The organism is Bacillus sp. JJ1533, from assembly GCF_036965045.1.
Taxonomy (GTDB): domain Bacteria; phylum Bacillota; class Bacilli; order Bacillales; family Bacillaceae_L; genus Ferdinandcohnia.
In genome coordinates, this window is the sequence record NZ_JBALOV010000005.1 from 31,725 (window position 1) to 56,997 (window position 25,273).

The following is a 25,273-nucleotide window of genomic DNA, read 5'->3' on the forward strand; positions in this document are numbered from 1 at the left end:
TCCTCGTAGCTCTATTAGCACTTCTTATTTTCTTTTTTATCAGGATAAACAGCTCGTTCTCCGCCGATGAGTTTCGGTCTAGCTTTGGCCATTGTAACGTGAGCTCCGCCAATTTCTTTTACGGAGCTTCGAATTGGAACGGCAACATGCTTGAGATGCATGCCGATGAAAGTGTCACCAATATCTATTCCCGCTTCAGCCTTGATAAACTCAACGACTACCGGGTCATTTAAATGGCTATATGCATAGGTTGCCATCGCGCCTCCTGCAGTTCGGACTGGTACAACCGTTACTTGCTCATAATTTTTATGTAATGCCGTTTCACGCTCAACAACTATCGCACGGTTTAAATGTTCACAACACTGAAACGCCAGTTCGATGCCCAGATTTTTACGGAGTGTATCCAATTCAGCAAAGATCATTTCCGCCACTTCCTCAGATCCTGCTGTTCCAATACGTTCACCGATGACTTCGCTTGTACTGCAACCGACAACGAGGAGCTCCCCTTTTTTCAACGAAGCCCTTTCCGTGAACTCTGAAAGAATCGTCCGAAGCTGTCCTCTCCATACCTCAATATCCGCAGCCATTTATTTACCTCCTAATAGGACAGGTCCACCGTCCCTCGATTTTCTTTTTTATAAAAAATACGCCTGATTCAACAAGACTTCAGGCGCAATATCTACTATTCTTCTGTGTCGTTTTCGTATTCAGTGATTTTATTGATTCTGTTTTCATGGCGGCCACCTAAAAATTCAGTTGTAAGCCAAGCTTTTGCAATTTCACGTGCGAGTCCCGGACCAATGACACGCTCACCCATTGCTAGGATGTTGCTGTTATTATGTTCGCGAGTTGCCTTTGCACTAAAAACATCATGGCAAAGTGCACAACGAATCCCATGAACCTTATTCGCCGCAATACTCATTCCAATTCCCGTTCCACAAATTAAAATACCACGATCATATTCCCCATCTGCCACTTTTTTTGCAACAGGTAATGCATAATCGGGATAATCAACTGAAGTAGAGCACTCACAACCGAAGTCATCATATTCAATTTCAAGTTCATCTAGTAAATGCTTGATTTCTTCACGTAAATTTAAACCGCCATGGTCTGATGCAATAGCAACTTTCATTGTAAATCCCCCTAGATTAAAATGCGCCCCGGCTAAAACTTCCGCCAAAGACATGACTTTACTCTTATTATACCTAAAAAAGAGCTCCCGAACCAAAACGGGAGCATTTTTCAGGAGAGTTTTATAACGTAAATCGTTGAATCGTTTGTTTTAACTGACTTGCTTGGCCAGCAAGCTCTTGGGCTAAACTGTCCACTTCACATATCACACTTGTTTGATGCTGGGTGGCTGCACTTACTTCCTGTGCACCGGCAGACGTTTGTTCTGCGATTGCAGCGACCTCTTGAGATTGCAGGGATGTTGCTTGGATACGGTCCATTTGTTTTTCAACCAAAGCAGCAATTTGCTTCACGGCATCCGCTACCTCATGAACAGACGTTGTCATTTCAGCAATTGCCTCATTTGTAATCGAACCTTTTTTCGCTTCTTCGTTTGCAACTGCCACTTGTTCCGAAATTTGAACGACCACATTTCGAACCTCTTGCTGGATGTTTTTAATCAACTCAGAAATGCCTTGAACAGCCTTCGAGCTCTCGTCCGCAAGCTTTCTCACTTCTTCCGCCACAACGGCAAAACCTTTTCCGTGCTCACCTGCACGTGCTGCCTCAATCGAAGCATTCAAGGCAAGCAAGTTCGTTTGACCCGCAATATCGCCGACAAGTGAAATGATATGTTCGACTTCCTTCGCATTTGTCTCAAGTCGATTTACCGCTTCAAGCGAGGTTTGATTGTTCTCGACAAGCTTATTAATTCCCGAAATAAGCGAGTGCACAACTTCTTTACTATCATGCAACGTATCCACCATTTCAACCGATAAGTCTCGCGACGTTTTCGCATTTTGTTGAACCTCTTCCGCAATCTGAATGACATCCTCTACTGATTCAACTGTCTCTTGAATCGAAACGGCAGAGCTGTCAGCGCCTTTGGAAATCTCTGAAATGGTGCGATTGATATTTTCAGCTTGCTCAGATGCAAGACTGGATGCCTTCGTAATCTCAATCACTTTTTCATTCGTTGTTCCAAAGTTTTCCTCGATATTGTGAACCATTTCGCGTAGATTGTGCAGCATTTTATTAAACGCAAGACTTAAGCTACGAATCTCGTCATCTGATTTTGAAACAGGTACATCTTCTCGGATATCACCGTTTGCAGCCCGAATCGCGACTTGCTCAAGCTTATGGAGTGGCTTTGTAATGAAAGATGCCGCAAAAAAGGCAAGAATTCCAGACCAAATAATCCCCAAAGCTAATGTACCAATCACAAAGATTTGCTGAGTTAGCATTTCTTCAACGAAAGGATAGACAAAATAAATGAATAATGCCGATGTTGTATACGTTACAACCGCTAAAATGGTTGTAAATAGTACTAATTTTAACCTAAGACCAGATTTGTAGCGCCTTTTTTCCAACCGATTCTCCCCCTGAATCTATCTATTTTAGTTTAAAAAGTACTTTTTCAATCAATGGTTCAAGTTCCGCATAGGTTTCTCTATATATGTCAACCGATCCTCCGTAAGGGTCGGAAACATCCCCATTGCCGTCCACAAATTCTTGTAACGTAAACAGTTTATCCCGAGCTTCCGGGAAATTGTACAGAATGGCCTGTTTATGCTGACTGGTCATCGTTAAAATACAAGTCGCCCACTCGATATGGTCCTGATTTAATAAGGAGGACGAATGCTGACACTGTATCCCATTCTCCTCTAATACCTGAGTGGTATTCACCGATGCAGGACTTCCTTCACCTGCGAAGATCCCTGCCGATTTAACCTCTACGTTATTCCCAGCCTTTTTTCGTAAAATTGCCTCAGCCATCGGACTTCTACATGTATTTCCTGTGCATACAAATAATACGCGTATCATTTCATCACCCTTTTCATGTTGTTGTCCTTATGCTACTTTCGACCTAACTTTAGACAAATTTCGCTATAGTACCATTATAATCGAGATTGGCATGAAAGACATAGCCTTATATTTAAAAAAGAGCACGGATTTTCGTCCGCACTCACAATTTTGTACTATTTTTCATAAAGGAAATAATAGTTTCACACCAAAGACAAGGAGAATGCTGCCACCTAAAACCTCACTGTATGTACCTAGCCAGTTTTGGACCTTTCGACCTAATAGTAGACCCATCCATGAAAGAGCCATACTAACGACTCCGAACATAAGAATGACCATGACGGTTTTTGCCCCATATATCCCTAGTGAAAGTCCTACCGAAAAACTATCTAAACTCACACTTAAGGCAAAAATAAATAACCCGAATCCAACAGGTGTAATCATGCGCTGCTGATCATCGTCCTTGAAGGAAGAAATAATCATTTGTAAGCCTAGAAATAGAAGCAACCCACCGCCTGCATAGGTTGCAATAGCTCCAAATGTATCTGATAAAAAGTGTCCAATCATCATGCCAGCCAAAGGCATCCACATATGGAACAGACCGATGGTAATCCCGATTGTAAAGATTTGCTTGAGCCTCAATCGGATTAATCCCATTCCCAGCCCCACCGAAAATGCGTCCATTCCTAAAGCAAATGCCATAATAAATAAGGTTATAATTTCCCCGAGAAATGCCGTGATATCCATCTTCTACCTCCTTGGACGTGCCTATTTCAACATATGCATGTACAAAATGAAATAGAAGATGGAATTCCATTATTCTGATATTATTTTATGCCCAGCCGCTTTCGTTAAGCGATTCATAATAGCCTGTCCAATGCCCTCGCTTGGAAAACTCTCACTAAAAATCACATCAACACCACTTTCATCAAATAAGCGCAAAACATCATAGAGTCGATTTGCTACCGACTCCAAATCCTCGCGCGATCCACAAGCAATAATTTTATCCGCCTCATACTTGTTTTCACGCTCTGTCGTTGTGAGAACACCTACCTTCGATCCCTCGTTTTGTTTTTCTTTTACAAGCGATTGAATAAATTCCATGGAGCCATTCACAATCGTGAGTGGTGCAATCGGTGCGTAATGTTTATATTTCATGCCAGGTGATTTTGGGGCCTCACCTTCTGTTAAAATGGCCCGGTCCACCTCAACAACACCACATACTTCCTCAAGCTGCTCCTTCGTCACTCCACCTGGTCGCAAAATCACAGGTACTTCACCTGTGCAGTCTAAAACCGTTGACTCTAATCCAACTCCAGTTGCTCCGCCATCAAGAATCCCTGCGATTTTTCCGGTCAGGTCTTCGGCCACATGCTTTGCAAGCGTTGGGCTTGGCTTCCCAGACGTATTCGCACTCGGTGCAGCAAGTGGAAGACCTGTTGCTGAAATTAACGCCAATGCCACTGGATGACTCGGCATGCGAATCGCAACTGTTTCAAGTCCTGCTGTCACTTTTTTTGACACGGCATTTTCTTTGCTTTTCAAAACAAGCGTCAACGGACCTGGCCAAAATGCTTCCATTAAACGCTCTGCCAGCTTCGGGATATCCTCTGCAATTTTACGCAACTGCTCGATTGTAGAGATGTGGACAATCAGTGGATTATCGCTCGGGCGACCCTTCGCCTCGTAAATTTTCGTAACAGCCTCATCGGAGAGCGCATTGGCCCCAAGCCCATACACTGTTTCTGTTGGGAATGCGACCACTTCATTTTTCTGTAAGAGACTTGCTGCCTCTTTTATTTGTGGATAAGATTCGATATTTTGCTGTTGTTTATCCACAACCCATTGTTTTGTTTCCATGTAACGCAGCTCCTATATGAAAATCCTTTTATGATATAAGTTTTTTTATTATCGCAATATAAAAAAGTATAGGTTTTTAAGGGGCAGAAAACAAGTGTTATCCACATTTTGTGGATAATTTGTGCATAAATGTGGATAGTTTTGTGGATATACCCAATTTTGCCACATTTAACACCCAGAGGAAAAAAATCATCCACAGCCCATATTTTTCATCACGTTCCATAGACTATCACATTTACCCGTATTTTAACAACAAAACTTATCCACATTATCCACAATCACAAAAAGAAAACCCCTACACACAGGGGTTGAAAACGCTCATTATTTTTCAATTTGTGAAACCATGAACATCGGATCAGCTTTTTCAAGGAGCTGTGAAATATGATTCGAGTCTTTAATATGATTCGGAATCTCATTCGCTTCAACTTGTTCAAAACCAAGCATCGTAAAAAACTGAACCGACGCTTGCTTATTGGTTGCTAAAAAGAGACTATGTAATTCCTTATGCCTCGCAAGTGAAATAGCACTTTTAAATAATGTTAATAAATTCGTTTGGTCCACACCTGGAGAAATTACGAGCGATCGAAGCAGCCCATCCCGTTCAATTCTCTCTATCCCTAATGTTGCGAGAATTTTTTGTTCAGAATCCTCCAATAAAATAAAGTGGTCAATAATAGCTTCAATTCCATCCGCACTCACTTCGGCTTGTCCTAAAAATGCTGTTACCTTTTCAATATCTTGCTCATTTGCCGTTCTAACTCGTTTCATTTTCTCCACCTCATCTTTCGTTTCTAGTAACTACTCTATGAGGCATTTGAAAAAATAGAACCAAATGCTAGAATTTTAGCTAAATAAAGATGTGAAAAATTCAACTAAGAAAAATTTAACCTCGACTTCTTCCTCTTTATTTTCTTCCTTGTCCTTGTTGTCTTTCTTGTCTTCTTTGTCCTTCTTTACTTCCTTGTCTTTCTTTTCAGCCTCTTGCTCCATCGCTACATCTTTGCCTTCATCATTCGATGCTTCAACTGCATCACCTGTTGAAAAATCCAAGAAACATAATGGCGGAAACAACACACACCACCAGTTCGCCCCTTCAGCGTCACCTAATTCAATTAGAATTGCTTCATACTCACCAGCTGGATATAAGAATTGTCCGTAAAGCTTTGTTGGAAACTGAACATTGCGTCCGTAATCAACTGTATAAGATTGATTGCTATTTTCTTCTTCTAACACTCTAGCAACAATTTTCTCGATTTCTGGAAGTCTCTCTTGAATCAATTCTCTAGCCGCTTGAATTGAGGTTAACTCAGCTACCCACTCCGTAATTTCTGCATTTACCGCATCGCGGACCTTGCGCTTTAAAGCCTGGTCTTTATCCGAATCACTATTAGCAAGGATACGAAGCCGAATCGCCTCATCCGGAATCACCTGTGGACCCGCTGCACTTGATTCTTTTATCAATAAATAGCTATTCGCCCCAATTAACATTAATAAAACAAATGATACGATCGCAATTTGTTTACTCACTCTCTAGCACCATCCCTTCACAACCCATTCTTGCCAAGAAAACAAAATCCTAAACTACCAAATTTGAAAAATCTATTAAACTAGTCTTTCGAGATTAGGATCAAAGACTAACGACGCCACGTCCTGTTGCAACGTCTTTGTGACCCACCTCTTGTGGGCCTAAAAATATTTGTCAAGTTGACTTTACAAAATGTATAGTTTACTTTACAATGTAGTTAGAAACAATTGGAGGATATTGTAAATGGAGATTAAAAACCGCGTGAAGGAGCTCCGCGCAAGGCATAGCCTGACACAGGGAGCACTAGCTGAAAAGGTCAATGTAACACGGCAAACAATCGTCGCTTTGGAAAAAGGAAGCTATGTCCCTTCACTACTACTCGCAATGAATATCGCACGGACATTTCACTTGCCAATTGAAGAAATATTTTATTTGGAGGATGAGTAAAGATGAGTATTTTTCGTAATGTCATGTTTTCGATTGTTATGCTCGTATTATTCGGCTGGGGATTGACATCTTTGTACTTCGCACAAATGGATTTTGCTGATATCGTAAAGAACAATACCCAGCCACCCTGGTTTATTGAAATTAACACGCTGCCGATTTTTGCAACCATTTTAATTGGGGGTATTTTTACAGTTATCACCTATCCTAAATTAAAGCGCAAGCGAAGGTCATGGAAAAACGTCCTTTTGCTACCATCTGAATTTGAAGAAGGTGACGAGCGCGAAAAGGAACTCACCGGAAAGGCATGTCGAGCTTCATATATTAGCATGTGGTTGACGTTCCCATTCATCGCCGCCCTATTTTTACTCTATCCATTCATCTCAGACACCGTCCCATACTTCCCAATTATCTTATTGCTGCTCTATCCGTTGATTCAGATTATCGTCTATTTTATTTCGTGGAAGCGAAATTACTGATAGATATAAGGCAGAGATTGCCGGATAGCTGGTAAAGCGCAATCCAACATGGGTCATTAAAAAAAGGCTTGGAGACTACCCCAAGCCTTTTCTAAAACCCTATTTCCGCAAATACCATTCGGTCTTTTCCGTTGATGTCGTTGATCACTTCCACTTTTGCACTCGGAAACGTCAACCGCAGCATTTCGGCAACGGCCTCTCCTTGCCCAATCCCGACTTCAAAGGCCACTATTCCTTTTTCATTCAACACAAGGGGAATCTCCTTCATAAACCGACGGTAAAAATCCAATCCATCCTTACCGCCAACTAACGCCCGGAGTGGTTCATGGTCCTTCACGACTGTAGACAGGGTCTCAATGTCTTCTTCTGGAATGTAAGGCGGATTTGAGACGACCACATCGACTGTCATCCCTTTTTCCACTAACGGTGCTAATAAATCACCTTCAAAAAACCTCACATTCGCCTCTAACCTATCCGTATTTTCACGAGCAACCTCAATTGAAGTTTTCGCAATATCGACTGTCATTACATCGAGTCGCTGATTCTCAAGTGCAAGCGTAATTGATATCGCACCGCTCCCCGTTCCAACATCCACGACTTTAATAGCTTCGCCTGTACCAAATAAACGCTCGATCCTCCCAAGCAACCCCTGAACCAATTCCTCTGTCTCAGGTCTTGGGATCAAGACTTCCTCATTCACTAAAAATCGTCGTCCATAAAATTCCTCATAACCCATGATGTGTTGAACCGGAACTCCGCTCACCACCTTATGAACAGATTCCACAAATTTTCCCTTCACATTACCTTCTAATTCTTCACGTATTTCCGCAAGCAACTGCGCGCGACTCATTCCCAAATGATGACACAACAGCATTTCTCCGATATTTTCATCCCGACCATTTTCCCGTAAAAAAGAAGAAGCCCATTTGAGGGCTTCGAATATTTTATGAAATTCTGCCATTATTCGGCTTGCTCCATTTTTCTTGCTTGGTCTTCCATGATTAAAGCTTCGATGACTTCATCAAGTTTCCCAGTCAAGATTTGATCAAGCTTCTGAATCGTTAGTCCAATTCGGTGGTCGGTTACACGGTTTTGCGGGAAATTGTACGTACGGATTCGCTCTGAACGGTCACCTGTACCTACTGCTTGCTTACGGTTTTGATCGTATTCAGCCTGTACTTCTCGTTGGAACTTATCATAAACACGCGCACGCAATACCTTCATAGCTTTTTCCTTGTTCTTGATTTGAGATTTCTCATCCTGACAGGAAACCACAGTTCCAGTTGGCAAGTGCGTTAAACGAACCGCTGACATTGTCGTGTTAACGCTTTGTCCCCCTGGTCCGCTGGAAGCAAATGTATCCACACGAATATCCTTCTCATGGATTTCGACTTCAACCTCTTCTGCTTCGGGTAACACCGCAACGGTTGCAGTTGATGTGTGAATACGTCCGCCTGATTCCGTTTCTGGAACACGTTGCACACGATGTGCCCCATTTTCAAACTTCAATTTTGAATAAGCACCTTTTCCACTAATCATAAAGATGATCTCTTTATAGCCACCAACACCCGTCGAGTTTGCATCCATGACTTCGGTCTTCCAGCCTTGGTGCTCGGCAAAACGGCTGTACATGCGATAAAGATCACCGGCAAATAGCGCAGCCTCATCTCCACCTGCAGCACCCCGGATTTCCATGATTACGTTTTTGTCATCGTTCGGGTCCTTCGGTAATAAGAGCACGTGAAGACGCTCCTCAAGTTCCTCCATTTGGTCCTCAAGTTCGTGGATTTCTTCCTTCACCATGTCACGCATCTCTGCATCGAGCTTTTCTTCAAGCATCGCTTTTGCGTCGGTTAACTGTTCCTTAACCTCTTTGTACTCTCTATATTTCTCAACAGTTTCTTGTATATCAGATTGTTCTTTTGAATATTCACGAAGTTTGTTTGTATCACTAACGATATCTGGATCACTTAATAGTTCATTTAGTTTTTCATAACGAGCTTCAACAGCCTCTAAACGATCGAACACGCTCTTCACCTCAAAATTTAGTCCATAACAGTATAATTATAGTATAGGGTACCCATATAGGTCAAAGCAAATTACGCTAATCTCTGGAACAGTGATGAAATTTAATTCTGAACCGTTTGTACGGTAGCAGTCATTTTTTCAAGCTGAATATCAATATACAACTGGCATCTCATATTAAAATCATCAAAGTTAATCTCCGTTAAGTCGGTAATTTGATTAAGCCGGTATTTTAATGTATTAATATGGATGAAAAGTTGTTCGGCTGTCGGCTTTAGTCGGCCATTATTCAATAAGTATACTTCTAAGGTCTCCAGTAAATTCGTTTGACTTTCAAGATCTTTCTTTTGAAGGATTAGAATATCTTCATTTCTGTAATTTGTCTCACTGTGTTGCCGATTGATTGCTTCTAAATACCGGAAAATGCCAAGCTTTTTAAACTCATAGACAGGTTGAGCAGGTAATCCGATAAAATTCGCAGCCGCAACCACTTCCTGTGCTTCTGCATAGCTTTTACTAAGCTGAAGGATGGACGTATAAACATTGCCAATTCCAGCAAAAACAGTGTGCTTTTTAAATTGGCTTAACACTGTGGTTGTTAGTTCATTTGCGCTTTTCGTTACGATTCCCGGGTCCGAAGTGGTGCTTCCGATGATGACAAGGATATTGAGTTGATCTGTAAGTAGATGAGTCGGCTGGCTGATAGCGTTTGCAAATAACTGGACTTTCTCTCTAAGCTCATCAAAAACAGTCTCATCCATTTGGGCCACTGTAAAAACAGTAACTAGAAAAGCAGCTGGAAGAATCACCTTTCGATCCGCAGCTTCCCATTTGATTTGGTTTTCCGTTTGAAAGGTGTTATTGATTATTTTTTTATAAAAACGATCGATTTCTTCATCATTTCTATGTTTTATTTCGCTCTTCTGATAAATAAGCTTTCCAATATGAAATGATACCTCATGTAAAAACTCAAGCTCATCAGCAGATAGCAGTCTATCTATTTCTTGGATCCAAATATACCCGAAAATTCTGTCTTTAAATTTTGCACTTACGACAACTCGCTGGTTAAGACCAATACTTTTAATGCGCTTCACACGAAACGGCTTAGGGATCGTCTTTAATTGTTCAACGATTCCTTCATCTATAAACTTCTCTAAAATTTTTGGGGTCCACTGCTTCGAAAAAATGGTTTGTTGATTTGCCTGATCAAACTGATCGATATAATAAGAGCTGTAGGAAAGCAAGGAAAACTGATCACTCTCAATTACGACTGGCTTTTTTAAAAAGGCACTGATTTTATCTGTAATTTGATCGATATCGGTCATGGTCAATATTTCACTCAATGGCTGGCGCATACAGCTCCTCCTATCTTTCGCCATACAAATGGTAGTTACCTATTATCATACTTTCATTGAAGACAATTGTATAGTCATTCTTTATTCCAGAATGCTTAAAAAGCCTGCAGCATACAGTGCAGGCCTTTCGTTTATTAGTCTTTATTCAGAATGCCAAGTGCTTCTGTGAATTCTTTTTCAATCTCGTCATTTGGTCGATATGTCGCCAAACTTACAAAGTACGTAACAGCCCAACAGATGATGAAACCAGGAACAATTTCATACAGTGTACCTGTTAATACTTTAACATTCCCCCAGATCATAACCGTGATAGTACCTGCGACCATTCCCCAAAGAGCACCTTTCGCTGTAATCTTACGCCAGTATAGAGAAAGGATGATGACTGGACCGAATGAAGCACCAAATCCTGCCCACGCGTACGATACGATTTTTAAAATAGACTCGTTATTTGGCCAAGCAAGCGCCATCGCGACAATCGATACAGCAAGAACAGCCATTCTTCCTAAAAATACGTATTGCTTATCAGATGCATTTGTCTTAAAGACAGCTTTGTACAAGTCTTCAACAAGTGCCGATGAAGTTACAATCAGCTGGGAAGAAATTGTACTCATAATCGCTGCAAGTACAGCCGCAAGCATAATTCCCGCGATAAATGGATGGAAAATAATCTGTCCCATCACAATGAAAACTGTTTCCGAATCAGCTAGTGTTAAGTTATTTTGCTGATAATAGGCAATCCCGATGAGTGCCGTAGCAACAGCTCCAAATAAACTGAGGAACATCCACCCAATTCCAATGCGGCGTGCACTTTTCAATTCTTTTACCGAATTAATTGCCATAAACCGAACAATAATATGCGGTTGTCCGAAATAGCCAAGCCCCCATGCAACCGCTGATAGAATCCCGAGGAACGAAGCACCTGAAACAAAGTTCAATAATTGTGGATTCACTTCCCGAATGCTTGTTGCTGTTTCCGAGAAACCACCTGTAAGAAATAATCCGAATATCGGAACGAGGATGAGTGCCAAAAACATAATAACCCCTTGAACAACATCTGTATAGCTGACCGCCAAAAATCCACCAAACAACGTATAGAAAATGACGACGCCTGAAACAATCAAAAGACCCATATGGTAGTCAAGCCCAAATGAACTATCGAAAAACTTGCCACCCGCAACCATGCCTGAAGATACGTAAGGAGTAAAGAAGATAAGAATAATAATACCTGTAGCAATACGTAAAAGACGAGATTTATCCTTCAGACGATTTTCTAAATAACTTGGTATCGTAATAGAATCATTTGACACTTGCGTAAAGACACGCAGACGTGGTGCAACAAGCACATAATTTAAATAGGCGCCAGCTGTTAGACCGATCGCAATCCAAGCTTCAACAAGACCGCTTAAATAAATGGCTCCCGGAAGCCCCATGAGTAGCCAGCCTGACATATCCGCAGCACCGGCGCTTAACGCAGTCACCGCCGGGCCAAGTCCACGACCGCCAAGCATGTAATCCGTCAGGTTCGATGTACGTTTATATGCATACCATCCGATGAGTACCATCCCAACCATGTAAATAATAATTGCTATTACCTGATAAATTTCATTGGTCAAAGCAATTCCCCCTTTTGAAATTAGTATTCTCCTATACTATCATATTTTTCTAAATATTGTTTTAATATGATATATAACTACTATTGTCTAAAATCAAAAAATAGAAGTCTTATCCTTATTTTGTATTAAAATCGTTATTTTTTAATTTTGATGAAACACTATCGATTGGCAATCCTATCGAAACGTTTACAAGCAACCTTCGATAGGATTGACTTTATTTCCTTAGAACATCTCAGAGGTCGTTTTGGCTTGCATATGAAGTTGCAAGTAATCAGGTCCGCCTGCTTTCGAATCCGTTCCTGACATATTAAACCCTCCGAACGGCTGATAGCCGACGATTGCTCCTGTACAGCCACGATTGAAATATAGGTTTCCGACATGGAAGTCTTCACGTGCCTTTTCAATGTTGGCACGATTTGTTGATATCACTGCACCTGTTAGTCCGTATTCTGTGTTATTGGCAATTTCAAGCGCATGATTGAAGTCCCTTGCTTTTGCGAATGCAACGACAGGTCCAAAAATCTCTTCCTGCATAAGGCGGGCGTTCGGATCGACATCTGCCACAATTGTTGGTTGAACAAAATAGCCTTTAGAGCTGTCCCCTTCACCACCCGTGCAGATGCGCCCTTCTTCTTTTCCAATCTCTACATAACTCATAATCTTATCAAATGCTGCTTGGTCAATGACCGGACCGACAAAATGATTGTCAACTGGATTCCCAACTGTGAGTTCCTTTGTTAGTTCAACGGCACGATTTAATACTTCATCATACACATCCTCCACAATCACAGCTCGGGAACAGGCAGAGCATTTTTGACCGGAAAAACCGAAGGCCGATTTAACAATTGATTGTGCCGCCAATTCAAGGTCTGCCTCCTTGTCAACAACGATTGTATCCTTTCCGCCCATTTCCGCAATGACACGCTTCAACCAGATTTGGCCATCATTTAGTTTAGATGCACGTTCAAAAATTCGAAGGCCGACATCACGTGAACCCGTGAAGGAGACAAAGCGCGTTTTTGGGTGGTCCACAAGATAATCTCCAACTTCAGCACCGCTTCCTGGTACAAAGTTCAATACGCCTGCAGGAAGACCTGCTTCTTCCATCACTTCCACAAACTTCGCCGCGACAACAGGTGTTGTCGAAGCCGGTTTTAATAAGACAGTATTACCAGTAACGATTGCAGCAACAGTTGTACCTGCCATAATCGCAAATGGGAAATTCCAAGGCGATATAATGATTCCAACGCCTAGCGGAATATAGTCATAGCGGTTATATTCTCCCGGGCGGCTTTCAACTGGTACACCGTCTTTGATCCTCAACATTTGTCGAGCATAGAACTCAAGAAAGTCAATCGCCTCTGCAGTATCTGCATCCGCTTCATTCCATGGTTTTCCTGCTTCTTTTGTTAAGAGAGCGGAAAATTCGTGTTTGCGGCGGCGAATGATAGCTGCAGCTTTAAATAACACGTCTGCACGAGTTTCTGGTTTTGTTTTTTTCCAAATTTCAAATGAAGCAACAGCTGTTTGCATCGCTTTTTCAGCAAGTTCTTTATTCGCTTTTGAAACACTGCCAATCACTTCTTGCTTATCTGCAGGGTTATAAGAAACAATTTTATCGTCTGTTGTTACTTTTTCGTTTCCGATAACTAGCGGATAATGTTGCCCTAAATATCCTTCAACAAGCTGGAGTGCCGCTTCATATGCTTTTTTATTTTCTTGATTTGAAAAATCTGTAAAAGGTTCATGTTTGTATGGAATCATAAATTATAATTCTCCTTTTCATGTAAAATGTTTTAGTAGTCTCCTAAATATAAAGAATGGCTCTTGTTAACTTTTGACCATTCCTTTGAAAGCAAACGAAATATTTGCTGGTCTTTCAGCTAACCTTCTCATGAAATAACCATACCAATCCATGCCATACGGTACATAGACACGAAATTTATACCCTTCTTTAACCAACTCTAACTGCGTCTTCGTTCTCATCCCATAAAGCATTTGAAATTCAAACTGATCATTTGGGATGTTGTGTTTCTTTACTAACTCTTTTGTGTAGTTGATCATCGCATCGTCATGGGTAGCAATGGCTGTATAGTTACCATTAAACAAACTTTGTTCGATCAGCTTTTTGTAATTCTCATCAACATCTTTTTTATCAGGGAAAGCTACATCTGCTGGTTCTTTGTATGCCCCTTTTACAAGCCGTAAAAATGGCTTGAGGGAGCTTAGGTCTTTTAAATCCTGTTCTGTTCTGTATAGGTACGCCTGCAAAACTGTGCTGACACAGGTATATTTCTCTCTAAATTGCTTGAATAGATCGATGGTTGCTTGGCAGCGCGGGACATCCTCCATGTCAATCGTGACCATAATATGATGCTTTTCAGCTGTATCTAGGATTCTAGTCATGTTTTCAACAACAAGGTTTCTATCAATATCAAGGCCTAAAGAAGTCATCTTCACCGACACTTGAGAATCAAGATTCTCTTTGCTTATCATTTCGATTGTTTGGATACATTCCTCCGTTCGTTCATTAGCAACCTCTACTGAATCAACAAATTCACCTAGATGATCCACCGTAACGGATAATCCTTGTTTATTTAGTTCACGAATAAAATGAATTGAGCTTTGAAAATTCGTGCCGCCAATAATTTTTCCAGCAGCAAAACTCCCGCCCCTTTTTTGAGCAATTTTATTAAGTGTGCTGTTCTTCGATAAAAATAGGAAAAAACCCCTTGTAATCGCTTCCATATTTTACGAAACACCTCCCAGAAGATTTAATATTAAAACTAATTTTACAATTTTGAGATATCTCTCAACAATGTTCTTTCAAAACAATAAATCAGCCACACTTTTGTTGGTTTTGGACAATAGAAGAGGGCTACACTTAAAATAAAGACCAAAAAACCCACGGTATAACCGCAGGCCTTCAGCTTTCTTTATTTAACACTTCAAGTGCTTCAGTGAATTCCCTATCAATCTCGGCATTTGGTCGATATGTCACCAAACTTACAACGTACGTTACAATCCAACAGATTAAGAAACCTGGAACAATCTCATAAAGCGTATCTGTCAATAGTTTCACGTTCCCCCAAATCAAAACAGTAATTGCACCTGTAATCATTCCCCACAGGGCACCAGTAGCTGTAACCTTCCGCCAATATAAGGATAGTAAGATGACTGGACCAAACGAAGCCCCAAATCCTGCCCATGCGAACGATACGATTTTCAAAATGGACTCGTTATTCGGCCAAGCCAGTACCATCGCGATAATCGATACAACAAGTACGGCCATTCTTCCTAAAAACACATATTGCTTATCTGATGCATCTGACTTAAAGACCGCTTTATACAAATCTTCAACGAGTGCAGATGATGTGACGATTAGCTGCGAAGAAATTGTACTCATAATCGCTGCAAGTACAGCCGCAAGCATAATTCCCGCGATAAATGGATGGAAAATAATCTGCCCCATAACGATGAAAACTGTTTCCGGATCAGCAAGTGTATCGCTATTTTGCTGATAATAAGCAAACCCTATAAGTGCCGTTGCTATAGCCCCAAATACACTTAGGAGCATCCATCCAATTCCGATTCGACGTGCGCTTTTCACTTCTTTTACCGAGGTGATCGCCATGAAACGGACAATAATATGTGGTTGCCCGAAATAACCAAGGCCCCATGCGACCGCAGACAATATCCCAAGGAATGAAGCACCAGAAACGAGGTTCAACAATTGTGGGTTAACTTCCCGAATGCTCGTTGCCGTTTCTGAGAATCCACCTGTAAGAAATATCCCGACAATCGGAACGAGAAGAAGTGCAAAAAACATAATCAGCCCTTGCACAACATCCGTATAGCTGACCGCTAAAAATCCGCCAAACAACGTATAGAAAATTACGACACCTGATACAATCAAAAGGCCAGTGTGGTAGTCAAGTCCGAAAGAACTGAAGAAAAACTTACCACTTGCCACCATGCCTGAAGATACGTAAAAGGTAAAGAAAATAAGAATTATACTACCTGAAGCAACACGTAAGAGACGAGATTTATCTTTCAGACGATTTTCTAAATAACTCGGAATCGTAATAGAATCATTTGATACTTGCGTGTAGACGCGAAGACGTGGTGCAACTAGTACATAGTTTAAATAGGCACCGACTATCAGACCAATAGCAATCCATGCCTCAACAAGCCCGCTCAAATAAATAGCCCCTGGAAGACCCATGAGTAGCCAGCCAGACATATCCGCAGCACCGGCACTTAAAGCCGTCACCGCGGGCCCAAGTCCACGCCCGCCAAGCATGTAGTCCGTCAGGTTTGATGTACGTCTATATGCATACCAACCGATGAATACCATTCCAACCATGTAAATAATAATTGCTAATAATTGATATACTTCATTGGTCATTATAAATCCTCCTTTTAAATGTTCCCTGGTGTATTGGCACCAAATCATTAACCAGTCGGAGTTTAAACCCTTATGTGCTATAGAAGTGTGGACTTCTGCCAAAGCAATTCCTACACCCCATGTTTTTCATACTATTATTACAATAAAGTAAATATAACTATCATGTTCTAATATCCTCGGATATAATACTATTTTCATATATTAACAGGACTAAATGTGTACTATAATAAACACCATTTATTCCAATTATGCTGTCGAAATACAGGTTTTATGTAAGATTAGTTCTATCTTTGACGAAATGATACTAGTTTTGTCTACCTAGAAGGATTTTGCAGATAAAGGGAGAATGGTACTACTATAAAAGGAATCGGAAAAAAGGGGGAGTGGGTTGGTGTGAATACGGCGAGGCTTGCAAAAAAATTAGGGGTTTCAACAAAAACGGTTCGGAAATGGATTAAAAACTTTAATATCCCATGTGAAAAAAATGAATACGGCCATTATGTGTTTGAGGAATCTGACCTACCTTTATTCGAAGAAATTCGCAATCAAGTGAAATCTGGGGTCCCATTTGATAAAATCGAACTAGCACCACCAGAGCCTAGGAAGGGGACCGTACGGAAAATGGTACAAGCTTCAGATAAAACACTCTCAGATAAATTAAACACCATCATGGAACGGATTAAGGAGAACGAAAGAAGGATAGAGGAAAAAGCAAGTGATGTTGTCTCCTACCAGCTTCTGCAGCATCGCAAAGAAATCGATGAGCTACAAAAACGAATGCAGAAATTGGAGGCTTACATCGAACAGCTTGAAAGAGAAAAAGAAGAGCTTCAAACACAAACTGCCGCAACCCTTGAAACAGTAGAGGGGTCAAGAAAACGTAAAAAAGTACTCGGGTTTCTATTTTAGATCAGGACAGACAGCCTGATCTTTTTTATGTTCAAAAAAAGCACTCACTCGGAGTGCCTTATAATTTCATTGTATCCTTTTGTGTGACTGATGTTAAAAGTGGTTTTCCTGGTACTTCATGATGGTGACGGCAACGCGGCTCGTATGACTCAGAAGCACCAACTAAAATAACCGGATCATCGTAGGATGCTGGTTGTCCATTAATTAAACGCTGTGTTCTGCTTGACGGAGAACCGCATACAGAGCAAACCGCCTGAAGTTTTGTTACAAGCTCAGCTAATGAAAGAAGCTCAGGAACCTTTCCAAATGGTTCACCGCGGAAGTCTTGGTCCAAGCCTGCAACAATGACACGATGGCCACGGTTGGCAAGAATTTGGACAACTTCTACAATCTTATCATCAAAAAATTGGACTTCGTCGATTGCCACTACATCTGTATCTGCAGAAACCTGTTCCAAAATCTCAACAGAGGTTGCCACTGGTTTTGCAATAAAGGATGTCCCATTATGAGATACAACAGAGTTATCACTATAGCGATTATCAATTTGAGGCTTAAATACCTGAACAGATTGTCTGGCAAATTCAGTACGACGAACACGTCGAATCAATTCTTCGGATTTTCCTGAAAACATGCTTCCACAAATTACTTCAAGCCAGCCACTTTGCTTCATAATATACATGAAACGAAGGTCTCCTTTCCTCGGTTATTTCTACCTGAGTCATCTATTGACCGTAAGTATGAGGATTTTTTCTATGAGGTAAAAAAAGAATAATTGCGAGTAAAAATAGGTCTAGTAGCACAAAAAACAGGCAAGGAGAAAAGACTTGCCTGTTTCTGGCTTTTTAAATCAGTATTATTATTTAATACCGTATTTTTTGTTGAATTTATCTACACGTCCACCTGCATCAGCGAATTTTTGACGGCCTGTATAGAATGGGTGACACTCTGAGCATACCTCAACGCGTAACTCCTCTTTTACAGAACCAGATTCAAATTCATTTCCACAAGCACATTTCACCATAACTTTTTTATAGTTTGGATGAATTCCTGATTTCATTCGTCTCATCTCCTTCCGCCCTGAATCATTGATCGAAACAGAGTTACGTTTTAGCAAAACTGCACATGCAATTTTGAATACCTAAAACGCACATGTTGAAATTATAACAAGTGAAGGCGTGAATTGCAACTTAATCCTGCTGTTAAAAAACGTTAATTTTTCCAACAATCATTTAAGGAAGAATCACGACACTGCACACTTATTACGCTTCTGGTCTACTGTTACTTCTTCTTGCAACCGCTGCTTTCTTTTCCGCTTCAAGCATTTCAAAGAACTCTGCATTTGTTTTAGTTTGCTTAAGTTTGCGTAAAAATTTCTCTGCAAAATCTGGTTGGTCTGACATTGCTTTACGGATCGCCCAAATTTTATCAAGCTTGTCTTTTTCAATGAGAAGCTCTTCTTTACGAGTTCCAGAACGACGAATATCAATGGCAGGGAAGATACGTCTTTCAGCAAGTGAGCGATCTAAGTGAAGCTCCATGTTACCTGTACCTTTGAATTCCTCATAGATGACATCATCCATACGTGAACCTGTGTCAACAAGCGCAGTCGCTAAGATGGTTAAGCTTCCACCTTCTTCGATATTTCTCGCTGCTCCGAAGAATCGCTTTGGACGGTGGAATGCTGCAGGGTCAATTCCCCCGGATAACGTACGACCGCTTGGAGGTATAACGAGGTTATAAGCCCTCGCAAGACGTGTGATACTATCCATAAGAATGATGACGTCGCGTTTGTGCTCTACAAGACGCATCGCTCTTTCAAGGACGAGTTCAGCTACCTTAATATGGTTTTCCGGTACTTCGTCGAAGGTTGAACTTACTACATCACCTGCTACAGAACGTTCGATATCTGTAACCTCTTCTGGACGCTCGTCGATTAAGAGGACAATCAATTCAGCCTCTGGATGGTTGGTCGTAATGCTGTTTGCAATTTCTTTTATCAGCATTGTTTTACCCGCCTTTGGAGGCGCCACAATCAGACCACGCTGACCGAAACCAACTGGTGCTAGAATATCCATAATTCGAGTTGAAATATGGTTTGGTTTTGTTTCTAAAATCACCTGGCGATCTGGATATAGAGGTGTTAAACCTGGAAAGTGTACACGTTCCTTCGCAGATTCTGGGTCATCCCCGTTTACAGCCTCAACGTGAAGAAGACCGTAATAACGTTCGTTTTCTTTTGGAGGACGAACTTTACCTGATACCTTATCCCCATTTCGCAGATCAAAACGACGGATTTGGGAGGCTGAAATGTAGATATCCTCTGAGGACGGAGAATAGTTGATTGGGCGTAAGAATCCGAATCCTTCTGATTGGATTATCTCAAGAACACCCTCCATAAATAAAAGGCCATCCTGCTCAGCACGCGCTTTTAGAATCGCAAAAATTAACTCTTTCTTTGTTAATTTGCTATAGTAGGAAACCTTAAATTCACGTGCTAATTCATATAATTCCTTTAGCTTCATGTTTTCTAAGCTTGAAATTGTAATACTCATTCGTACACCACTCTTTATATTTTTGTTTATTTGCTATTTCTCGTAATGCTCTCCAATTGGTTGGCTTTTAACGTTCAGCAGATACGCTAAGGCGCATTTGATGAATGGTTCATTCGTCCATCATATAAAAGCGTTTTCTCACCTCCCCTTTTTATAAGAAAGGGATCCTTTGAAGCAATTTATATGAATCGGTATGGATGGAATGATGTAGAAGCATTCTGAGGCTTGCATTGAAGTTTTCACAGCGGTACTCATTTTTTTAGTTGGGCAAATGAAATCCCATGTTTTGAAATTGTTCAGAAGTATTATGCACAATAGTCTACTCTATTTTACCCTATTCTCGTAATTTTAATCAATACCCTTATTTTGATAGAGTTATGACGTATTCATGGCAAAGGCCTATTTTATGAAGAAAAGCGAGCCCAAAGACTCGCCCTACTCTATTTAATTACTAAATTTGGCTTTTTCTTCAAACTATGTCTGCCATCTATGAATCTTACAGTTCCCGATTTCGCACGCATAACAAGAGAATGAGTTGTCCCGATTGATCCTTTAAATTGAACCCCGCGCAGAAGCTCGCCGTCTGTCACTCCTGTTGCTGCAAATATGGCATCGTCACCGCTGACTAAGTCTTCCATCCGGAGCACCTTTGAAACATCTAATCCCATTTTTATACAACGAGCCATTTCCTCATCGTTTTGTGGAATAAGCTTCCCTTGGATTTCTCCTCCCAAACACTTTAGCGCCACTGCTGAAAGGACACCCTCAGGAGCTCCACCGGAACCGAATAAAATGTCAACACCTGTATGATCAAATGCTGTGTTAATCGCTCCTGCAACGTCACCGTCATTAATTAATTTTATCCGCGCACCAGCTTCGCGAAGCTGTGCGATGATATGCTCGTGTCTTGGACGGTTTAAGACTGTTGCCACGACGTCTTCAATATCTTTATTTTTCGCTTTAGCGACTGCTTTCAGGTTGTCGATTATCGGTGCATCAATGTCGATTAGCCCCACTGCTTCTGGGCCAACTGCAATTTTTTCCATATACATATCTGGGGCATGGAGCAAATTACCGTGATCAGCTACCGCTAACACAGAAAGCGCATTCCATCCACCGGACGCTAAAATATTGGTGCCTTCAAGTGGGTCGACCGCGACGTCCACTCTAGGCCCGTAACCATTTCCAAGCTTTTCACCGATATACAGCATCGGTGCTTCATCCATTTCTCCTTCGCCGATAACAACTTGTCCCTTCATAGGAATTGTGTCAAATACGTCTCTCATTGCAGAAGTTGCTGCACCGTCAGCCTCATCTTTTTTGCCACGCCCCATCCAACGGGCTGATGCTAATGCTGCTGCTTCTGTAACCCGTACAAGCTCCATTGATAAGCTTCTTTCCATGTTCCTTCCCCCTTGCAGATAGTAGTCTCTTTTTCCTTTATGTGTAACATCCCCATAACATAAAAACGCTTTCTCTCTACTTTTCCATTTAAGGATACATGAAAACTCCCACCTTTTGTAGTGGGAGTTTGGCATTTTTCATACATTTATGAATTTTGAAGCTGTTCAATTTCATCTTCTGTTAGACTTTCTCTCCATATCGTTGCACCTAAGCCTGTTAGCTTTTCTTCTAAATGGCTATAACCACGGTCGATATGCTCAAGTCCTGTAATTTCTGTAATGCCTTCTGCCATAAGACCAGCAACAACTAGTGAAGCTCCTGCACGTAGGTCACTTGCTTTCACTTTTGCTCCTTGAAGCTGTACAGGTCCAGTAACAATGGCTGAACGGCCTTCAACTTTAATCTGTGCATTCATACGACGAAGCTCATCGATATGCTTAAATCTTGCGCCATAAATGGTATCTGTCACAATGCCTGTTCCACTTGCTTTTGTGAGCAAGGATGTAAAAGGCTGTTGGAGATCGGTTGGGAAACCTGGATACACAAGCGTTTTAATATCAACAGATTTTAAATCCTTATTTCCGGCAACCCAGATTTGATCGTCACTTGTTTCAACGGTTACACCCATTTCACGGAACTTGGCAATCAAGGATTCCAAGTGGAGTGGGATGACATTATCAATTAAGACACCTTCACCCATTGCGGCACCAATAATCATATATGTACCAGCTTCTATGCGGTCAGGAATAATGGTATGACGGCAGCCTTGTAAGGAATCAACGCCATCGATACGGATGACATCTGTTCCGGCTCCTTTTATTTTGGCTCCCATGCTTGTCAATAAGGTCGCAACATCAATAATTTCCGGTTCTTTTGCAGCATTTTCAATGACAGTACGTCCCTTTGCGCGGACTGCTGCGAGCATGATATTTATCGTTGCACCAACACTTACAACGTCAAGGTAGATACGAGCACCGCGTAGTTCATCGGCACGAAGGTAGATTGCACCTTGTTCGTTCGTCACTTCTGCCCCTAATGCTTCAAAGCCCTTGATATGTTGGTCAATTGGTCTTGGACCTAGGTGACAGCCACCGGGTAAACCAATTACCGCCTTTTTAAAACGACCAAGCATGGCACCCATTAAATAATAGGATGCACGAAGCTTTTTTACTTTTCCGTTCGGTAATGGCATTGACACAATATTAGTTGGGTCAACGTAGATTTCTTCTTTACTTATCTCTACATGACCCCCGATTTCTTCAAGCAAATCACCTAAAATTTGCACGTCTGAAATATCAGGTAGTCCTTCAATTGTAACCGGCGATTCTGCAAGGATTGTTGCTGGAATGAGAGCAACCGCACTGTTCTTTGCCCCACTGATTTTTACAGATCCTTTTAGTGGATAACCGCCTGCTATTTTTAGTTTTTCCATATGTGGCTCCCTTCTAGCGAAGATAACGGTATTGTAAGGGAACCTTGAATGCCGCGGATACACCCTGTTTGGTGACTAAAATCAGTGTTTCGGCAGTTCTATTCCCTATTTACGTTACGTAGCACGTAACATCACTTCACTCGAATTGGTATATTTTAACACGAATTCACTGCATAAATGTACAAGTATTAATTCTTAGTTTACTCAAAAATATAAAAATCATGTTTCATTTTATACCTTTTCACTAAAACAATCAAATTCGTCCACTAAAGATATTTCTTTAGGGAATTCTTCCATAGTACTAAAGTTGTGGATCTTTTTTTGAAGTGTGATTGAAGTGATTCTAGTTGAAGGTCTAATAGATGTACGTTTGAACGTTCGTCTAGGTTTCAATCTCGTTTGGGTAAGTTACACAAATCAGCTCCTTCCACTTTTCTATGTGTTGATGATCTGCAATTACCCCTTGACTCCCAGTTTCGGCAAGGATTACCTTGCGCTTTTTTGTCTCTAGCTTCGGGCGCGCTTTGCGCTTTTCTTATTATAACGCAAGAAAACCGCTATTTCCAAATCACGTTATACATAACAGGAAATTAGCGGCTTTTCTATATGGTTTGGAGATAATTCTCCAATCTATTTAATTAGACGTTCGAAATTCAAAAAGGTTTCTTACGCTTTTCCAGAAGATCCGAATTCACGCATTTTGCCTTTTACTGTTTCACGAATCGCATCACGAGCAGGTCCTAAATATTTACGTGGATCATACTCATCTGGCTTAGCAGCTAGTGTTTCACGAACTGCTTTCGCTGAAGCAATTTGGTTTTCAGTGTTTACATTGATTTTTGCAGTTCCGAGAGAAATTGATTTTTGGATATCTTTTGTTGGAATTCCAGTTCCACCGTGAAGTACTAGTGGTAAACCAGTTTTATTTCCGATCTCTTCCATCTCTTTGAAGCCAAGGTTTGGTTCACCTTTGTAAGGACCGTGAACAGAACCTAGAGCAGGCGCTAAGCAATCAATACCAGTGCGGTTGACAAGCTCAACACACTCATTTACATCAGCGTAAATAACACCTTCTGCAATAACGTCGTCTTCTTGTCCACCAACAGTACCAAGCTCTGCTTCTACAGATACTCCGTGGAAATGTGCAAGTTCAACAACTTTAGATGTAATCTCAATGTTCTCTTCAAATGGATGATGAGAAGCGTCAATCATAACAGATGTGAATCCAGCGTGAATGGCTTTTGCACAATTCTCGAAAGAAGAGCCATGATCAAGATGGATAGCAACTGGAACCGTAACCTTATAGTCTTCCATAAGTGCTTTCACCATTGCAACAACGGTATTGAATCCACCCATATATCGGCCCGCACCTTCAGATACACCTAGAATAACTGGTGAGTTTTCTTCTTGTGCAGCTTGTAGAATCGCTTGTGTAAACTCAAGGTTGTTTAAGTTAAATTGACCTACTGCATACCCTTCTGCTTTTGCTTTTTCAAGCATCTCTTTCATTGAAACCAAAGGCATGTGAATTTCCTCCTTTTGTACCGTTTTTTATGTAGGGTTTATGCCCTATACACATAGAACCACGGCAAAGAAACACCGAGGCTAATTGTATCCTATTCCAAAGATTTCGTATCACCTAATAGAATGACCGAAACAAAATCATAATATGTAAAACGTAGATAGAAAACATGACAAAAAGCACATAAAAATGCCTTTTGTAATAAGGAATAGCAACAATACAGTACTAAGCATATCACAAGATTTTGATTTCGCAAGAGACCTGATTTCACGCGTTTTCACCTGAAGCGTTTTCATTTTAATAATAACGCGGTTTAATCATTTTTTGTGTTTTTTATTCGAATTTTAATGGAATATTTGCCCTAACTGCTTCACGTAGCTCGTCAATGTCAAAAGGCTTTGCAAAATGGGTAATTGCTCCCAAATCCTTCGCTTCCTGAATCATATCAAGCTCTCCATATGCCGTCATTATAATGACTCGAATATCCTGATTAATTTTTTTAAGTCTTTTTAAGATTTCAATCCCGTCCATACCAGGTATTTTCATATCTAGTAAAACTAAATCTGGAGAGTGTTTTTGAACAATATCGATTGCTTGTACTCCATTAGCTGCTTGGAATGTCTTGTAACCTTCTTTTTGAAAAACTTCGTTTAACAAAATTCGTATTCCGTATTGGTCATCCACAATTAAGATTTTTTCTGACATTCTGTAAAAACCCCCCTTAAATAGATAAAAATAATAGGATTACTTGCCTTGGTATTTACGACCGTTT

The 25,273-nt window shown here is 40.9% G+C and carries 25 protein-coding genes; 3 read left to right on the forward strand and 22 right to left on the reverse strand.

Annotated features, from left to right (window positions below):
- Positions 1 to 14 precede the first annotated feature (14 nt).
- The 8 genes from V7138_RS02835 to spoIIR form a co-directional block, all read right to left on the reverse strand.
- Positions 15 to 587 carry a TIGR01440 family protein gene (locus tag V7138_RS02835; RefSeq protein WP_335394086.1) on the reverse strand — a complete coding sequence of 191 codons (573 nt, stop codon included), beginning with the start codon at positions 585 to 587 and terminating at the stop codon, positions 15 to 17.
- A gap of 95 nt (positions 588 to 682) precedes the next feature.
- Positions 683 to 1,132 (reverse strand): ribose 5-phosphate isomerase B, encoded by a 450-nt coding sequence (rpiB, locus tag V7138_RS02840; protein ID WP_335394088.1) that lies wholly within the window; start codon positions 1,130 to 1,132, stop codon positions 683 to 685.
- Between the two features lie 121 nt (positions 1,133 to 1,253).
- On the reverse strand, positions 1,254 to 2,540 hold the full coding sequence (locus V7138_RS02845) for a methyl-accepting chemotaxis protein (RefSeq protein ID WP_335394089.1): 1,287 nt from the start codon (positions 2,538 to 2,540) through the stop codon (positions 1,254 to 1,256).
- A 22-nt stretch (positions 2,541 to 2,562) separates the two neighbouring features.
- Positions 2,563 to 2,994 (reverse strand): low molecular weight protein arginine phosphatase, encoded by a 432-nt coding sequence (locus V7138_RS02850; RefSeq protein WP_335394091.1) that lies wholly within the window; start codon positions 2,992 to 2,994, stop codon positions 2,563 to 2,565.
- Positions 2,995 to 3,156: 162 nt separating this feature from the next.
- Entirely contained in the window at positions 3,157 to 3,720 is a 564-nt protein-coding gene (locus V7138_RS02855; protein ID WP_335394093.1) for a manganese efflux pump MntP, read from the reverse strand.
- Positions 3,721 to 3,789: 69 nt separating this feature from the next.
- Positions 3,790 to 4,833, reverse strand: a complete 1,044-nt coding sequence (locus V7138_RS02860; protein ID WP_335394094.1) for an L-threonylcarbamoyladenylate synthase — start codon at positions 4,831 to 4,833, stop codon at positions 3,790 to 3,792.
- Between the two features lie 321 nt (positions 4,834 to 5,154).
- A complete protein-coding gene (locus V7138_RS02865) occupies positions 5,155 to 5,601 on the reverse strand; it encodes a GNAT family N-acetyltransferase (protein WP_335394096.1) in 447 nt (148 codons plus the stop codon).
- A 75-nt stretch (positions 5,602 to 5,676) separates the two neighbouring features.
- Positions 5,677 to 6,360, reverse strand: coding sequence for a stage II sporulation protein R (spoIIR, locus tag V7138_RS02870; RefSeq protein WP_335394098.1), 684 nt, complete (start codon positions 6,358 to 6,360; stop codon positions 5,677 to 5,679).
- A 241-nt stretch (positions 6,361 to 6,601) separates the two neighbouring features.
- Between spoIIR and V7138_RS02875 the strand changes: the two genes are divergently transcribed.
- Together V7138_RS02875 and V7138_RS02880 are read left to right on the forward strand one after the other, a co-directional pair.
- Entirely contained in the window at positions 6,602 to 6,805 is a 204-nt protein-coding gene (locus V7138_RS02875; RefSeq protein ID WP_335394100.1) for a helix-turn-helix transcriptional regulator, read from the forward strand.
- Positions 6,806 to 6,807: 2 nt separating this feature from the next.
- A complete protein-coding gene (locus V7138_RS02880; RefSeq protein WP_335394101.1) occupies positions 6,808 to 7,281 on the forward strand; it encodes a hypothetical protein in 474 nt (157 codons plus the stop codon).
- Positions 7,282 to 7,372: 91 nt separating this feature from the next.
- On the opposite strand, the gene prmC is transcribed toward V7138_RS02880, so the two are convergent.
- From prmC to putP (V7138_RS02915), 7 genes are all read right to left on the reverse strand, one after another.
- Positions 7,373 to 8,242, reverse strand: coding sequence for a peptide chain release factor N(5)-glutamine methyltransferase (gene prmC, locus V7138_RS02885; RefSeq protein ID WP_335394102.1), 870 nt, complete (start codon positions 8,240 to 8,242; stop codon positions 7,373 to 7,375).
- Positions 8,242 to 9,309: a peptide chain release factor 1 gene (gene prfA / locus V7138_RS02890; protein ID WP_335394104.1), complete on the reverse strand. Its 1,068-nt coding sequence runs from the start codon at positions 9,307 to 9,309 to the stop codon at positions 8,242 to 8,244. Before prfA ends, prmC begins: the two co-directional genes overlap by 1 nt.
- A 101-nt stretch (positions 9,310 to 9,410) precedes the next feature.
- Positions 9,411 to 10,661, reverse strand: a complete 1,251-nt coding sequence (locus tag V7138_RS02895; protein WP_335394106.1) for a PucR family transcriptional regulator — start codon at positions 10,659 to 10,661, stop codon at positions 9,411 to 9,413.
- Between the two features lie 134 nt (positions 10,662 to 10,795).
- Positions 10,796 to 12,274, reverse strand: a complete 1,479-nt coding sequence (gene putP, locus V7138_RS02900) for a sodium/proline symporter PutP (RefSeq protein ID WP_335394108.1) — start codon at positions 12,272 to 12,274, stop codon at positions 10,796 to 10,798.
- Between the two features lie 222 nt (positions 12,275 to 12,496).
- The gene (pruA, locus tag V7138_RS02905; RefSeq protein WP_335394110.1) at positions 12,497 to 14,038 is read right to left on the reverse strand and encodes an L-glutamate gamma-semialdehyde dehydrogenase; all 1,542 of its coding nucleotides are present in this window, start codon (positions 14,036 to 14,038) and stop codon (positions 12,497 to 12,499) included.
- Between the two features lie 66 nt (positions 14,039 to 14,104).
- A complete protein-coding gene (locus V7138_RS02910) occupies positions 14,105 to 15,022 on the reverse strand; it encodes a proline dehydrogenase (RefSeq protein WP_335394112.1) in 918 nt (305 codons plus the stop codon).
- Between the two features lie 178 nt (positions 15,023 to 15,200).
- Positions 15,201 to 16,682, reverse strand: a complete 1,482-nt coding sequence (putP, locus tag V7138_RS02915) for a sodium/proline symporter PutP (protein ID WP_335394113.1) — start codon at positions 16,680 to 16,682, stop codon at positions 15,201 to 15,203.
- A gap of 393 nt (positions 16,683 to 17,075) precedes the next feature.
- Here putP (V7138_RS02915) and V7138_RS02920 point away from each other — a divergent pair, with 393 nt between their 5' ends.
- Positions 17,076 to 17,591 carry a MerR family transcriptional regulator gene (locus V7138_RS02920; RefSeq protein WP_335394115.1) on the forward strand — a complete coding sequence of 172 codons (516 nt, stop codon included), beginning with the start codon at positions 17,076 to 17,078 and terminating at the stop codon, positions 17,589 to 17,591.
- Positions 17,592 to 17,649: 58 nt separating this feature from the next.
- On the opposite strand, the gene V7138_RS02925 is transcribed toward V7138_RS02920, so the two are convergent.
- The 7 genes from V7138_RS02925 to V7138_RS02955 form a co-directional block, all read right to left on the reverse strand.
- The gene (locus tag V7138_RS02925) at positions 17,650 to 18,270 is read right to left on the reverse strand and encodes a thymidine kinase (protein WP_335394116.1); all 621 of its coding nucleotides are present in this window, start codon (positions 18,268 to 18,270) and stop codon (positions 17,650 to 17,652) included.
- Positions 18,271 to 18,447: 177 nt separating this feature from the next.
- On the reverse strand, positions 18,448 to 18,648 hold the full coding sequence (gene rpmE / locus V7138_RS02930) for a 50S ribosomal protein L31 (RefSeq protein ID WP_057998188.1): 201 nt from the start codon (positions 18,646 to 18,648) through the stop codon (positions 18,448 to 18,450).
- Positions 18,649 to 18,850: 202 nt separating this feature from the next.
- Positions 18,851 to 20,143: a transcription termination factor Rho gene (gene rho / locus V7138_RS02935; RefSeq protein ID WP_335394118.1), complete on the reverse strand. Its 1,293-nt coding sequence runs from the start codon at positions 20,141 to 20,143 to the stop codon at positions 18,851 to 18,853.
- A gap of 440 nt (positions 20,144 to 20,583) precedes the next feature.
- Positions 20,584 to 21,546 (reverse strand): class II fructose-bisphosphatase, encoded by a 963-nt coding sequence (gene glpX, locus V7138_RS02940; protein ID WP_335394120.1) that lies wholly within the window; start codon positions 21,544 to 21,546, stop codon positions 20,584 to 20,586.
- A 146-nt stretch (positions 21,547 to 21,692) separates the two neighbouring features.
- The gene (locus tag V7138_RS02945) at positions 21,693 to 22,979 is read right to left on the reverse strand and encodes a UDP-N-acetylglucosamine 1-carboxyvinyltransferase (RefSeq protein ID WP_335394122.1); all 1,287 of its coding nucleotides are present in this window, start codon (positions 22,977 to 22,979) and stop codon (positions 21,693 to 21,695) included.
- Positions 22,980 to 23,645: 666 nt separating this feature from the next.
- Complete coding sequence (locus V7138_RS02950; RefSeq protein WP_335394124.1) at positions 23,646 to 24,503, reverse strand: class II fructose-bisphosphate aldolase; 858 nt, start codon at positions 24,501 to 24,503, stop codon at positions 23,646 to 23,648.
- Positions 24,504 to 24,834: 331 nt separating this feature from the next.
- Entirely contained in the window at positions 24,835 to 25,206 is a 372-nt protein-coding gene (locus tag V7138_RS02955) for a response regulator (RefSeq protein WP_335394126.1), read from the reverse strand.
- Positions 25,207 to 25,273 lie beyond the last annotated feature (67 nt).